The sequence below is a fragment of the Amycolatopsis sp. NPDC004368 genome (assembly GCF_053602515.1).
The window spans coordinates 111,383-124,087 of sequence record NZ_JBSGDT010000008.1 but is presented as its reverse complement, the minus strand read 5'-3'; the positions used below and the strand labels follow the sequence as shown (position 1 = coordinate 124,087).

The window sequence follows — 12,705 nt, the reverse complement described above, 5'->3', positions numbered from 1 at the left end:
CAACACTGCCAACCAGCGATTACCAAGTCCAGCTCGACAAATTGAAGTCAGTTATATGATGAGCTCATGAATCTGCCGAACGTGACGATCCGGCAGCTCGAATACCTGATCGCCGTCGCCGAAACCGGCTCGCTCACGACCGCGGCCACGCGATGCCACGTGTCCCAGGGCGCGATTTCCCTGGCGCTCACGGAGGTGGAACGCGCACTCGGCGTGCGCCTGCTCATCCGCTCGCCCCGCCGCGGCGCCTCGCTCACGGCAGCCGGCAAACAGGTACTCGCCGACGCGAGGCGGGTGGTGGGAGCGATGAGCGACCTCGGCGTCGAGGCCCGCGGCCTCGGCCTGCAGGTGAGCGGCACGCTGGTCGTCGGCTGCTACGGCCCCATCGCGCCCTTCCACCTCCCTGCGGCGATCGCGACGTTCGAAAACGAACACCCGGACGTCTCAGTGCGGTTTCTTGAGGGCACCCTGCCGGAGATCCAGGACCACCTGCTCGACGGTCGATGTGAGATCGCGTTCCTCTACGAACAGGACGTGTACCCCGGAATCACCTTCCACACCTTGTACGACCAGCAGCCGGCCGTACTCCTGCCCGGTGCGCACCGCCTCGCCACCCGCGCATCAGTCGGTCTGGACGAACTCGCCGGCGAGCCCTTCATCCTGCTCGACGTGCCCCCGAGCGAACGCTACTTCCGCACCGTCTTCTCTTCCGCCGGCCTCGAAATGGCACCGACGCATCGAGCGCGCAGCTTCGAGCTCGCGCGATCACTCGTCGCCCGCGACCTCGGCTATTCGATGACCGTGCAGCAACCGGCCCTGACCCGCTCGTACGAAGGCCTGGAGCTCGTGACCCTTCCCCTGCGCGACAAGGCACCCTCGACCCCCGTCGTCCTGGGCTGGCCCACCGGTGGCCCGCTCACGCATCGCGCGCAGGCGTTCCTCGACCACTGCGAAAACCTGTTCGGAAACTGACGCTCACCGTTCCGAAGCGAACGCCCGATCCAGTCCCCTCTTCGGCCCGCCCCGGCCGATGGTGTCGTGCAACCGCCGGCCGTCGAGGTGCACCGCCACCTTGTTCGGATCGAACGCGACAAAACCCGCGACGGCCGCCGATTCGGCCTTCGCGTCCACATAGGACCACGCCACCCCGGAGTGCCCGCCCACCGCGTAGTAGGTCGCGACCCCCTTGTACGGGCACACCGTCCGCAAAGTCTCCTCACGCAACGCGGTCTCGTCGACATCACCCCGCGGCAAGTACCACTGCGGCTCCCGGTCGGACTCGTACAGCACCCGGGGTCGGCCGGACTTCGCGATCACCCGGCCTGCCACCGAAACCACGACCTCCCGCGAGGTGTTGCGCACGTCGACGCGGTGGTACGGATCCGCCGCGTGGGCCGTGACGCGCTCGTCCTCCTCCTGGAACCCGTCCATCGCCCGCCACGAGAACGCCACGAGGTTCGCGAACTCCGCCGCGTGCGCCGGCGGCCGCACGTGCTGCCAGGCCGCGCCCTCGTGCACACGATCCCCCACCCGCACGGCGAACCACGCCGTGCGGCCGAGGTCCGGGTGCACCGTGGTCCGCTGCCGGAACTCGAGCACCTCGACCCGCACGTCGCCGGCCGGGAAGTACGCGACCGGGAACCGGCCCGGGGTGTGCAGGAGAACCACGTGCTCGCTGTCGGCGATCCACTCCCCGCCGAACCGCACCCGCAGTCGGCGCCGCAGCGGCTCCTGGTACGAAAGCCGCTCCGGCAACCCGCCGGGCACGAGGAACTTGCCCCGGAACACGTCCGGCACCGGTGCGTGCAGCCACGGCAGCGGCATCACCGACCTCCTTCCGATCCCGTCGCGACGGCATCACACCAGCGGCTCGCCGCCGTCGACACCGAGGGACACACCCGTCACGAAACCGTTGGTCAGCGCGAAGAGCACCGCGTCCGCGATGTCCTCGGACGTCCCGATCCGCCGCGCCGGGTTGCTCGCCGAACGCTGCGCGAAGAGCGCCGCCTTCTTCTCGTCACCGAGCGCGTCGTAGGCACCCGTGTCGATCGTGCCCGGCGACACGGCGTTGACACGGATCGGTGCCAGCTCGACCGCGAGCGCCTTGGTCAGCGAGTCGACCGCGCCGTTGGTCGCCGCGACCGCCAGCATGCCGATCGACGGCTTGCGCGCGGTCGCACCGGAGAAGATCACCATCGAGCCGTCGGCGGGCATCTTCGGCGCCAGGTGCTTCGCCAGCAGGATCGGGCCGATGACCTTGGTCTCGAACGAAAGCGCGATCGTGCCCTGCGCGAGATCGCCCACGAGGCCACGGGCGCGAGCCGACGCCGTGCACACAACGTGGTCGACCTGCCCGAGCCGCTGTGCGAGCGCGGCCACGCTGGTTTCGTCGGTGAGGTCCACCGTTTCCACCGAGATCCCCGGATCGTCGTACGCACCCTTGAGCTTCTCCTCGTCGCGCCCGGCCACCACGACCTCCGCGCCGGCACCACGCACCGCGAGCACCACCGCCCGGGCGATGCCGCTGCCCCGGCCGACGACGAGAACCTTGCGCCCCTTGAGGGATTCGGACATGGCTGTCTCCTTTGAACAGTAACCGCCAGGCGGGAGTTCCCCCACTCGGCTAATGCCTGTCAAGAAGATATACCCATTAGCTAGTCAGGAGCAAGCTCAACGCCACACATTCACGAAACCTCCGCCGGCCAGCCGGAACATCGATGGCTTCGCGGAGCCCGGACCGTACGGTGGAAGAGTCCACAGAGGAGCACGGGAGGCCCGGGACGTGGAGACGGCCCCGTGATGCTCGCCAAGCACTTCGCGCCCCACCTGGCCGAAGGCGGTTCCTTCACGCTCTTCTCCGGCGTGGCCGCGTTCAAGCCCGCGGTCGGTTTCCTCGGCGTCGCGATCACCAACGGCGCGGCCGACTTCCTCACGCGCTCGCTGTCACTGGAGCTCGCGCCGATCCGCGTCAACTCCATCTCGCCGGGCGTGATCGACACCGGCATCTGGGACGCCATGGGCGAAGAAGGCAAAGCCGCCTACTTCGAACACTTCCGGACGCACAACCCGGCCCGCCGCATCGGCACCGTCGGCGACATCGCGAAGGCCGTGCTCTTCGCCATGACGAACCCGTTCCTCACCGGCGTGACCCTGCGCGTCGACGGCGGCGAACCCCTGACCTGACCCCGACGGTGGCCTCGGTTCCGCGGGGAATCGAGGCCACCCGCACGTCAACGCGAAGCGTCCCGTCCCAGGCGCACCGGAAGTGCCACGTGCCCGTTGGACAGGAACGAGCTCATCGGCGCCAGCGGCCCCTCGGCGAACGCCAGGTCCGGGAACCGCTCGAACAACGCCCGCAACGCCGTGGTCGCCTCGAGCCGGGCCAGCGGAGCACCCAGGCAGTGGTGGATCCCGTGCCCGAACGCCAGGTGCTGCTTGACTCCCCGCGTGATGTCGAACTCGCTCGCGGTCTCGCCGTACTCCGCCTCATCGCGCCCGGCCGCGGCGTAGGCGGCGAGGATCGCGTCGCCCTCGGGGATCACGACGTCACCCAGGTCGATGTCCGACACCGCGTACCGCAGCGGCAGATAGGCCACCGGTGCCTGCCACCGCAGGGTTTCCTCGACGACGTCGCTCCACGAGCACTCCGCCGACCGCACGAGCGCGAGCTGCTCGGGGTGTGTGAGCATCGCCGTCACGGCCTGGTCGAGCAGGTTCACGGTGGTCTCGTGGCCGGCGGTGAGCATGAGGATCAACGTGTCGACGACCTCGGCGTCGGTGAGCCGGCCGAAACGTTCGGAGTCGGCCTGGATGATCGCGCTCGTGAGGTCGTCGCCGGGCCGCGCGCGCTTCTGCTCGGCCAGCCCGGTGAGGATCCGGTACATCTCCTCCGCGTTGGCCTGCGCGGCTTCCGGGGTGGTCGTGGTGTCGAACACGGAGTCGACGACCCGGCGCAGGCCGGCCCGCTGCGAATCGTCCACTCCGAACAGCCGGCAGATCACCTCGACCGGGAGCTGGTAGGCGAAAGCCGCGCGCAGGTCGACCACCTCGCCCGACCGGCCCTGCTCGGCCACGTCGTCGAGCAGCGTCTGGGTGATGCGTTCGATCCAGGGCTTGAGCTCCATGGTCCGCTTGGCCGTGAAGCCCGACGCGACCAGCGAACGCAACCGCCGGTGGTCGCTCCCGTAGGCGGTGAACATGTTCCGCACCGACACCCACAGGCGCAGCGGCCAGTCGGCGGCGATGCGGTTTTCCTTCCAGGCGGCCCAATGCTGCTGCGGATCCTTCGACACCCGGCTGTCGGTGAGCAGCGCCTTCAGCGTGCCGGCGTGGCCGACGGCCCACGCGCGGACCCCGCCCGGCAGCTCCACCACCACCGCCGAGCCGCCGGCCCGCAGCCGCGCGCCCTCCCCGGGGATGTCGGTCCCGTCGACGTCGAGTACATAAGGTTGGGTCACGAGTGCGCTTCTTCCGTGTTCAGGGGAACGCGCACCGGAAACCGTCGCGGGAGCGGGGAATCGCCACCCGTCTTGCGTTCCCCGGTCGACAACCAGGTCGAGCGCCACGCTAGCTCCGCGCGATGATCCACAGCGCGATTCGCCGCCACTGAAAGAATTCCGTCACACCCTCAGTTCGCGCGGGCCATCCGTCCGCCCGGCAACCCCCGGCGCCGCAGATCGTCCACGAACAGTCCGGCGAGTGAATCCGAGGGCGCCGCGACGACCACCACGATCTCCCGCTCCACCAGCGGATCCAGCCGGCGCACCACACCGGGCGGGCGGGCCGGCAGCGCGGACACGGGCACGATCGTCACGCCCATGCCGGCGGCGGCGAGCTGCGCGGCCGTCCGGGGACTTCTGGTGCGCAGCACGGGATCCAGCACCACCCCGTGCTCGGCGGCGAGCTGGTCGACCCACACGGACAACCCGTTTTCGCTCACGAAGTGCACGAACGGCTCCGCTGCGAGATCCCCGAACGGCACGGAAAGGCGTTCGGCGAACGGATGTCCGGCCGGCGCGACGACCACCACTTCCTCATCACCGAGAACTTCGAGGTGCTCGGCCGTCTCCGACGGGCGCGGCCCCACGGCGACGTCGACCTCCCCCGAGGTCACGAGGTCCACCATCCGGTCGGAGCTCGTGTGCTCGCTGAGCTCGATGAGCACCTCGGCCCGGCGAGCCCGCCAATGTCGCAGCACCGGCACGAGCAGCCACGCCGTCATCGTCTCCGCGCAGGCGATCCGCAGCCGGCCGGAGCCGCCCGAGCCGATCCGGCGGCCCACCCGCACCGCGCGTTCGGACGCTTTCAGCGCCGCCCGCGCTTCCTCCGCGACGGCGTGGCCCGCCGCCGTCACCCGCACGCCCCGACCCATTTTCTGGACCATCGGCGTGCCGATCTCGCGTTCGAGCGAGGCGAGTTGGTGCGAAAGCGCGGGCTGCGACATCTGCAGGGAGGCCGCGGCCCGCGTCACCGAACCCTCTTCCACGAGGGCGACCAGGCATTCCAGGGCGCGCAGCGTTGTCATTCGGGAAATCTAACAACATCCTCCGGAGGATTCACATTACGTGTTCATTTCCGATCACTCGAAGAGTGGGGTTGTTCGAGGAAGCTCAATGTCTGTGATTCACCGGCCACGCAGGCGTGGCGACACCAGCCCGGCGATCGACGCGATCGCCAGCACCCCACCGAGCACGGCCACCACGACTTCCAGCGCGGGTTCCCCGACGCTCCCGGTGTTCAGCACCACCACCGCCTGCACCGCCAGCGCAAGACCGACCACGAGCCACAGCACGCACAGCCCCGCGGTTCGCGGTACGACGTGCCACCGAGTGCCAGCCGGCATGAGAACTTCCCTTCGTCCGGGTCGGTTCCTGGCTACCCGTCACCCCCTCCGGTGAACCGGGCACACACCGGACTTGACCGGACAGACCGAAATCGGTGGTCGGATGGTCAGCGCCTCGTCGCGAACCCGGCCGTGCCGAGCGCCAGCGCCACCACCGCCGCGAGCACCCCCAACGCCACCGGCAGCCGCGCCGCAAACACCGCCGTGTTCAGAATCGCCCCCAGCACCGCTACCGACATCAACGCGCCCGCCTGCCGGCTCGTGTTCTGCACCCCGGACGCGACCCCCGACTGGTTCACCGGCACGCTCGGCACCAGCAGCGACGTGAGCGCGGAGAACGCGATGGTGCTCGACACCCCGACCAGCAACAGGCCGGCCGCGAGCGGCACGTACCCCGCGGCCCGCGTGAACACCAGCAACACCACGACACCCGACGCGCAGCACGCGAACCCCGTCAACAACGCCGCCGGATCGCCCCACCGCCGCGCCAACGGCCGGTACAGCACCAGCGACCCGATCGTCGAGCCGACCGTGAGCGGCAGCAGCACGACCCCGGCCGTCCCCGCCGACCATCCGCGCACCTCCTGGAAATAAAGCGACATCACGAACAACGTGCCGTAGAACAGGAACCCCATGAACGCCGCGCTCGCCACCGCGACCGAGCGCACCCGCACCGAGAAGAACTCCGGCGGCAGCATCGGCGAAGCGACCCGGTGCTCGACGACCCAGAACGCGATGGCAGCCACCACGCCCCCGGCCAGCAGGCCGGCGCTGAGCGGATCCGTCCAGCCGGCGCTACCGCTCACGATCACCCCGGCGGTGACCAGCCCGAGCGCGGCCACGGCCGTGAGCTGACCGGCGTGGTCGACCTCGCGCCGGTGCCGCGGCGCCTCCGTGATCCCGGCCCTGGCCAGCAGGATCGCGGCGACACCGATCGGCAGGTTGATCAGGAAGATGCTGCGCCAGCCGAACGCGTCGATGAGCAGCCCGCCCACCATCGGCCCCACCGCGGTGGCGATCGCACCGGTCGACACCCAGACGGTCGTGGCCCGGGCGCGCTCGCCGTCGTCGGTGAACAGGGTGCGGATCAACGCCAACGTCGCCGGCAACAGCGCCGCCGCGCCCACCCCCTGCACGACGCGGGCCGCGATGAGCACGTGCACCGACGGCGCGAGCGAGCAGGCCAGCGAGGCGGCGGTGAAGATCGCGGTGCCCCAGAGGAAACACCGGCGCAGGCCCCAGCGGTCGCCCAGCGCCCCCGCCGTGAGCAGGAGCGCGGCGAGGCACAGGGTGTACGCGTTGATCACCCACTGGACCGAGGCCAGGGACGTGTTCAGGTCGTGGCGCAGCGCCGGCACGGCGATGTTGAGCACGCTGCCGTCGAGGATGATCGCGAAATACCCCAGGCAGATGCCGGCGAAGCCTGCCTGCCGGGAACCGAACCGGGCCGGTGCGGCCATGCCTGGCTCCTTTCCCGCGTCGTCCCCGAAACGTCACCGTCGCCACCGGACAGCAGCGGCCCGGTCCATTCCTCCAGCGAATGATAATGATTCCTGATCCGAATTCATCCCCCGCGCGGAACCGACGATATACGGCGCGCTCACGCTGCACGTCCCGTGAGAGCCGGGGTGTTGTGGTGTGTGAATCCACCACAACAACAGACTCATTCGTCCCGTCTGCGCGCCGCCACCGAATCTCGAATGTGACCGAACCCTTGCGAACCCCGTTCACCGCCTGTTCGCTCAGTATCTTCGGGGGAAGAAAAACACCACCGGAGGGAGGATTCGCCGTGCCGTCCTGCTCGCCAGGCGCGACGAGGCCGAGCCGGTCGCTCACCGAGGTCGCCGTCACGGTCCTCGGACCCGACCCGCTCACGACCGAAGCCATCCGGAAACTTTTGGGCGCCGAAGGACCGCGCCCGGCCCAGAGCGACCGCCCCGACGTCACCGTCGTCATCGACGAGCGCTTCTCCCCCGCCACGATGCGCCGGGTGCAGGCGGCGGCGGTCCTGTCCGCACCGATCGTGCTGCTGACCACCGACGTCCGCGAGCATTCCCTGCTCTCGCTGGTGAGCCACGGTGTCGCCGCCGTGCTCGACCGCGCGACGACCACCGGCGCCGACCTCGCCGACGCCGTGCTCGCGAGTGCCAACGGTTCGGCCGTGCTGTCACCGCGGTTGCTCGGCAGCCTCGTCGCGCAGGTCCGTGGGCTGCAGAGAGACGTTCTGGAGCCACTGGGTTACACGGGCCCCGGACTGTCCACTCGGGAGGTCGAGATCCTCCGCATGCTCGCCGAAGGTGTCGAGACGAGGGAAATCGCCAAGGTCCTGGCCTACTCGGAAAGCACGGTGAAGAAGGACCTGGCGTCGATCATCGGCCGGTTCAACCTGCGCAACCGCACGCAAGCGGTGGCGTTCGCGCTCCGCGCCGGCGTGCTGTGAGTCCCTGAAGACCGGCGGCGGCCCCGGCAGCGGCAACCGGGGCCGCCGCGGTCAGCTCACCGGCAGGGTGATGCTCGTCAGGTCGGGCTGACGGCCACCCGTGAGCACCGGCGGCCGCGGGGTGCCGATCGAACCGTCGGGTGCCAAGGGGTAGCTGGTGACGCTGCCCTCGCCGTTCGTGTTGAAGTTGGCGTTGTAGAGGGTCCGGCCGTCGGGTGAAAGCGCGATGCCCTCGGCGCCGTTGCCACCGGTCGCGACAGCCGGACCGGCCGAGCGGAGCCCGGTGGGGGTCACCGTGAACGTGGTGATGTGGCCGGGCCCGGTGCCGTTCGCGAAATTGGCGACGTATGCGCGGTCGCCCCGGCCGGTGAGGACGATGCCACGGGGTTCGTCGGCCGGGTTGGGCGTCGTGCTGACCAGCGTGGGCCGGGAATCCGGGCCCAGCCGGAGAAAACTGACGCTGTCGGCCAGTGAGTTCGTGACGAGCGCGTGAGCGCTGTCCGGCGTGATGGCCGCGAAGAACGCGCCCTTGCCCGTCGCCACGGTCGTCACCCAGGTGAGGCTGCCGTCGGCGGCGACGGAGAACGCCGAGACGTCGCCGGAAGCGCTGTTGGCCGTGAGCACCGTGCGGCCGTCGGATGACACCGCGAGCGCGGTGGTGCCACGGCCGTGAGCGGGCACCGTGGCGACACCGTGCGGCAGCCCGTCGGTGGAAACGCGGTAGTGCGAAACGGTTCCGTCGCCGCCATTGCCGAAGTTGGCCGTGTAGAGGTTCTTGCCGTCCGGGCTCAGCGCGATGCCCGACGGTGTCACGGGTTCCGGCGCCGGCCCGTGCTCCGCGGGGAACGCGGTCAGGTGGCCGTCGGGTTCGATCCGGAAGGGAGTGACGTCACGGGTGCCCCAGTTGCCGACGTAGAGCCATTTTCCGTCGTGCGAACGGATCGACGCCTGCGGGTGCGTGGCGCCAGTGCCCACGGACAGCGAAATCGCCGGAGTCTTCAAGGAACCGTCGGCGTCGAGCCCGAACTCGGCGATGGTGTCGGACGCCCAGTTGGTGACGTAGACCGCGCGCGGTCCCGGGGCCGTGGCGGGCTCCTCGGCCGAACAAGCCGTGAGCCCGGCCGCGACCACGAGGCCGGCCACCCAACGATTCGCCATCGACGTTCCCCACCTCGAGCCTGCTGATCGGAACCAGGCTAACCGGCGGCTGGCGGGAACGAGTAGTTTCCGATTCCTTACGGAGCCGGGTCACTCCACTTCGGACTCATCGGCGCGCGAGCGCGGTCGGTGCGTCCTCCTCGGTCTCGGCCAGCGGCTCGAACTCGTTCACGCCCGCGAGGTCGGCCCCCATCGAGATGTTCGTGACGCGCTCGAGGATGACCTCCACGATCACCGGCACGCGGTACTCCGCCGCCAGCTGCCGGGCCTTCTCGAACCCCGCGTGCAGGTCCTCGGGCCGGTGCACGCGGATCGCCTTGCAGCCCAGGCCTTCGGCCACCTTCACGTGGTCCACGCCGTAGCCGGCCGTCTCGGGCGAGTTGACGTTCTCGAAGCCGAGCTGCACGTGGTAGTCCATGTCGAACGCCCGCTGCGCCTGCCGGATCAGCCCGAGGTAGGAGTTGTTCACCAGCACGTGGACATACGGCCGGTTGAACTGCGCACCGACGGCCAGCTCCTCGATCATGAACTGGAAGTCGTAGTCGCCGCTGATTGCCACGACCTCGGTGTCGGGGTCGGCGCTGGCCACCCCGAGCGCCGCCGGCACCGTCCACCCGAGCGGGCCGGCCTGGCCGCAGTTGATCCAGTGCCGCGGCCGGTACACGTGCAGGAACTGCGCCGCGGCGATCTGCGAGAGCCCGATGGCCGAGACGTAGCGGGTGTCCGGGCCGAACACCCGGTTCATCTCCTCGTACACGCGCTGGGGCTTGATCGGCACCTCGTCGAAGTGGGTCTTGCGCTGCATCGTGGACTTCCGCCGCGCGCAGTCCTCGGCCCACGCCGAACGGTCGGCCAGCGACCCGGCGGCCTTGCGCTCTCGCACGGCGGCGACGAACTGTTCGAGCGCGGCTTTCGCGTCGGACACGATGCCGTAGTGCGGCGCGAACACGCGGCCGATCTGGGTCGGTTCGATGTCGACGTGGACGAAGGTGCGCTCACCGCGGTAGACGTCGAGGTCACCGGTGTGCCGGTTGGCCCAGCGGTTGCCGATGCCCAGCACGAAGTCGGCTTCGAGCATGGTGGCGTTGGCACCGCGGTGGCTCGTCTGGATGCCCGCCATGCCGGCCATCAGGGGGTGGTCGTCGGGGATCGTGCCCCAGCCCATGAGGGTCGGGATCACCGGCACACCGGTCAGCTCGGCGAATTCGACCAGCAGGTCGGCCGCGTCGGCGTTGATGATCCCGCCGCCGGCCACGATCACCGGCCGCTCGGCCGCCGCCAGCAGGTCCAGCGCCCGGTCGACCTGGCCGCGGGTCGCGGCCGGCTTGGCGACGGGCAGGGGCTCGTAGGAGTCGATGTCGAACTCGATCTCGGCCTGCTGCACGTCGATCGGCAGGTCGACGAGCACGGGGCCGGGGCGGCCGGTGCGCATGAGCCAGAAGGCCTTCTGGATCGTGCCCGGGACCTGTGCGGGTTCCATCACCGTCACGGCCCACTTGGTGACCGGCGCCGCGATGGCGGCGATGTCGACGGCCTGGAAGTCTTCCTTGTGCAGCTTCGCCACCGGCGCTTGTCCGGTGATGCACAGGATGGGGATGGAATCCGCACTCGCCGAGTACAGCCCGGTGATCATGTCGGTACCCGCGGGGCCTGATGTGCCGATGCAGACACCGATGTTGCCCGGCTGGGTGCGCGTGTACCCCTCGGCCATGTGCGAGGCGCCCTCGACGTGGCGGGCGAGCGTGTGGGCGATGTTCCCGTCGCGGCGAAGCGCGGCGTAGAACGGGTTGATGGCGGCTCCTGGCAATCCGAACGCCTGCGTGATGCCTTCGCGGCGCAGCACGGCAACTGCGGCGTCGGCCGCGGTCATCCTGGGCATGGTTCCACTCCTGACTGAGGAACAGCTAGTGGGTCCGGCCGGCCAGCTCTTCGGTGAGCTTGAACAGACCGGAGTGGTCGAGGCCGCCGTCGCCGCGGGCGACGAGGGCGGCGATCAGCTGGGCGACCGCGCTGCCGAGGGGGATCGCCACCCCGGCTTCGCGTGCGGCCGCCGCGACGATGCCCATGTCCTTGTGGTGCAAGGACAGGCGGAAACCGGGGGTGAAGTCGCGTTTGAGCATGCCGGCGGACTTGCGCTCCAGCACGGTCGACCCGGCCAGCCCGCCGCCGAGCACCTCGACGGCGACCGCCGGATCCACATCGGACGCTTCGGCGAGCACGAGCGCCTCCGCGAGCAGCTGGAGGTGCCCGGCGACCATCAGCTGGTTGGCGGCCTTCACCGTCTGGCCCGCCCCGTGGGGCCCCACGTGCACGACGGTCCGGCCGACAGCATCGAACACCGGCTTCGCCTCGGCGAAATCCTCCACCGCACCACCGACCATGATGGACAGTGCGGCTTCGACGGCACCGGACTCCCCGCCGGACACGGGTGCGTCGAGCACCCGGACCCCGGCTTTCGCGCCGGCTTCGGCGACCGCACGGGCCGTCGCCGGCTCGATCGTGCTCATGTCGATGAACAGTTGTCCCGCGTGTGCGTTGTCGAACACCCCTCCCTCGCCCATCGCCACGGCAACGACATCCGGGGAATCCGGCACCATCGTGATCACGAAATCGGCACCCCGCACCGCTTCCGCGACGCTCGCCGCGCCACGGCCACCCGCGGCGACCAGTGCCTCGACCCGCCGCGGACCGCGGTTGTGACCGACGACGTCGAACCCCGCCTTGACCAGGTTCTCGGCCATCGGCAGGCCCATGATGCCCAGCCCGATGAAACCCACCGTGCTCATGTGGAAACTCCTTGGGAAACCGACGCTCAGGAAAGCGTCACGAGTGGATCGACGCCGCGGATCGACGCGTCCAGAAGCTGGCTCGGGGCGGGACGCGCAGCTTCGTGGTCCCGAACCGCTCACACAGGGCTGTGACCTGCTCGAACCGCTCGTCGACCTCCGCTTGCGGGCCGTCGGAGTTCTCCGCGACGTTGCCGCCGATCGGGCACACCTGCTGCGACGACGGGTCCGGCGCGAAGTACCGCCCGTACGGCACCGCCGCCCGGCTGATGTCCACATTGGTCACCCCGGGCACGACGACCGCGCGCCGGTTCACCACGTCGATCTCCACGGCGGAAGGCAGGCGCCGCAACGCGATCACCACACCGTCGGCCACCGGCAGTGCACCGCCGGACAACCCGCTGCCGGTACCACGCGCGACGAACGACACCCCCGTGCTTCGCGCAGACCCGCACCACGGCCTCAGCGCCCACGGCCCT

At 69.9% G+C, this 12,705-nt stretch carries 12 protein-coding genes and 1 pseudogene; 3 read left to right on the top strand and 10 right to left on the bottom strand.

The window, feature by feature from the left end; translation table 11 throughout:
* The first annotated feature begins 66 nt into the window (after positions 1 to 66).
* Complete coding sequence (locus tag ACWEOE_RS14685; protein WP_452008533.1) at positions 67 to 972, top strand: LysR family transcriptional regulator; 906 nt, start codon at positions 67 to 69, stop codon at positions 970 to 972.
* 3 nt (positions 973 to 975) lie between these two features.
* On the opposite strand, the gene ACWEOE_RS14680 is transcribed toward ACWEOE_RS14685, so the two are convergent.
* Both ACWEOE_RS14680 and ACWEOE_RS14675 read right to left on the bottom strand, forming a co-directional pair.
* A complete protein-coding gene (locus ACWEOE_RS14680) occupies positions 976 to 1,824 on the bottom strand; it encodes a DUF427 domain-containing protein (RefSeq protein ID WP_452008531.1) in 849 nt (282 codons plus the stop codon).
* A gap of 33 nt (positions 1,825 to 1,857) precedes the next feature.
* Positions 1,858 to 2,574, bottom strand: a complete 717-nt coding sequence (locus tag ACWEOE_RS14675; protein ID WP_452008529.1) for an SDR family oxidoreductase — start codon at positions 2,572 to 2,574, stop codon at positions 1,858 to 1,860.
* Positions 2,575 to 2,799: 225 nt separating this feature from the next.
* Between ACWEOE_RS14675 and ACWEOE_RS14670 the strand changes: the two genes are divergently transcribed.
* On the top strand, positions 2,800 to 3,183 hold the full coding sequence (locus tag ACWEOE_RS14670) for an SDR family oxidoreductase (RefSeq protein WP_452008825.1): 384 nt from the start codon (positions 2,800 to 2,802) through the stop codon (positions 3,181 to 3,183).
* Between the two features lie 47 nt (positions 3,184 to 3,230).
* On the opposite strand, the gene ACWEOE_RS14665 is transcribed toward ACWEOE_RS14670, so the two are convergent.
* The 4 genes from ACWEOE_RS14665 to ACWEOE_RS14650 all read right to left on the bottom strand — a co-directional run bounded on the left by ACWEOE_RS14665 (position 3,231) and on the right by ACWEOE_RS14650 (position 7,302).
* On the bottom strand, positions 3,231 to 4,457 hold the full coding sequence (locus tag ACWEOE_RS14665) for a cytochrome P450 family protein (RefSeq protein ID WP_452008526.1): 1,227 nt from the start codon (positions 4,455 to 4,457) through the stop codon (positions 3,231 to 3,233).
* A gap of 170 nt (positions 4,458 to 4,627) precedes the next feature.
* Positions 4,628 to 5,524, bottom strand: a complete 897-nt coding sequence (locus tag ACWEOE_RS14660; protein WP_452008523.1) for a LysR family transcriptional regulator — start codon at positions 5,522 to 5,524, stop codon at positions 4,628 to 4,630.
* Positions 5,525 to 5,623: 99 nt separating this feature from the next.
* Entirely contained in the window at positions 5,624 to 5,842 is a 219-nt protein-coding gene (locus ACWEOE_RS14655; protein WP_452008521.1) for a hypothetical protein, read from the bottom strand.
* Positions 5,843 to 5,949: 107 nt separating this feature from the next.
* On the bottom strand, positions 5,950 to 7,302 hold the full coding sequence (locus ACWEOE_RS14650; RefSeq protein WP_452008518.1) for an MFS transporter: 1,353 nt from the start codon (positions 7,300 to 7,302) through the stop codon (positions 5,950 to 5,952).
* 329 nt (positions 7,303 to 7,631) lie between these two features.
* Here ACWEOE_RS14650 and ACWEOE_RS14645 point away from each other — a divergent pair, with 329 nt between their 5' ends.
* Positions 7,632 to 8,282 (top strand): response regulator transcription factor, encoded by a 651-nt coding sequence (locus ACWEOE_RS14645; RefSeq protein ID WP_452008516.1) that lies wholly within the window; start codon positions 7,632 to 7,634, stop codon positions 8,280 to 8,282.
* Between the two features lie 51 nt (positions 8,283 to 8,333).
* On the opposite strand, the gene ACWEOE_RS14640 is transcribed toward ACWEOE_RS14645, so the two are convergent.
* The 4 genes and pseudogenes from ACWEOE_RS14640 to ACWEOE_RS14625 all read right to left on the bottom strand — a co-directional run.
* Positions 8,334 to 9,440: a lactonase family protein gene (locus ACWEOE_RS14640; protein WP_452008513.1), complete on the bottom strand. Its 1,107-nt coding sequence runs from the start codon at positions 9,438 to 9,440 to the stop codon at positions 8,334 to 8,336.
* Positions 9,441 to 9,546: 106 nt separating this feature from the next.
* Positions 9,547 to 11,319 carry a glyoxylate carboligase gene (gcl, locus tag ACWEOE_RS14635; protein ID WP_452008510.1) on the bottom strand — a complete coding sequence of 591 codons (1,773 nt, stop codon included), beginning with the start codon at positions 11,317 to 11,319 and terminating at the stop codon, positions 9,547 to 9,549.
* A 25-nt stretch (positions 11,320 to 11,344) separates the two neighbouring features.
* Positions 11,345 to 12,226, bottom strand: coding sequence for a 2-hydroxy-3-oxopropionate reductase (locus tag ACWEOE_RS14630; protein WP_452008508.1), 882 nt, complete (start codon positions 12,224 to 12,226; stop codon positions 11,345 to 11,347).
* Positions 12,227 to 12,395: 169 nt separating this feature from the next.
* Positions 12,396 to 12,696, bottom strand: a pseudogene (locus ACWEOE_RS14625) (FAD-binding protein); the annotation flags it as partial.
* Positions 12,697 to 12,705: the final 9 nt, after the last annotated feature.

Bases quoted from the DNA above. Each gene is read 5' to 3' on its own strand.
- ACWEOE_RS14685 (WP_452008533.1), top strand. From the start codon at position 67: ATGAATCTGCCGAACGTGACGATCCGGCAGCTCGAATACCTGATCGCC.
- ACWEOE_RS14680 (WP_452008531.1), bottom strand. From the start codon at position 1,824: ATGCCGCTGCCGTGGCTGCACGCACCGGTGCCGGACGTGTTCCGGGGC.
- ACWEOE_RS14675 (WP_452008529.1), bottom strand. From the start codon at position 2,574: ATGTCCGAATCCCTCAAGGGGCGCAAGGTTCTCGTCGTCGGCCGGGGC.
- ACWEOE_RS14670 (WP_452008825.1), top strand. From the start codon at position 2,800: ATGCTCGCCAAGCACTTCGCGCCCCACCTGGCCGAAGGCGGTTCCTTC.
- ACWEOE_RS14660 (WP_452008523.1), bottom strand. From the start codon at position 5,524: ATGACAACGCTGCGCGCCCTGGAATGCCTGGTCGCCCTCGTGGAAGAG.
- ACWEOE_RS14655 (WP_452008521.1), bottom strand. From the start codon at position 5,842: ATGCCGGCTGGCACTCGGTGGCACGTCGTACCGCGAACCGCGGGGCTG.
- ACWEOE_RS14650 (WP_452008518.1), bottom strand. From the start codon at position 7,302: ATGGCCGCACCGGCCCGGTTCGGTTCCCGGCAGGCAGGCTTCGCCGGC.
- ACWEOE_RS14640 (WP_452008513.1), bottom strand. From the start codon at position 9,440: ATGGCGAATCGTTGGGTGGCCGGCCTCGTGGTCGCGGCCGGGCTCACG.
- gcl (WP_452008510.1), bottom strand. From the start codon at position 11,319: ATGCCCAGGATGACCGCGGCCGACGCCGCAGTTGCCGTGCTGCGCCGC.
- ACWEOE_RS14630 (WP_452008508.1), bottom strand. From the start codon at position 12,226: ATGAGCACGGTGGGTTTCATCGGGCTGGGCATCATGGGCCTGCCGATG.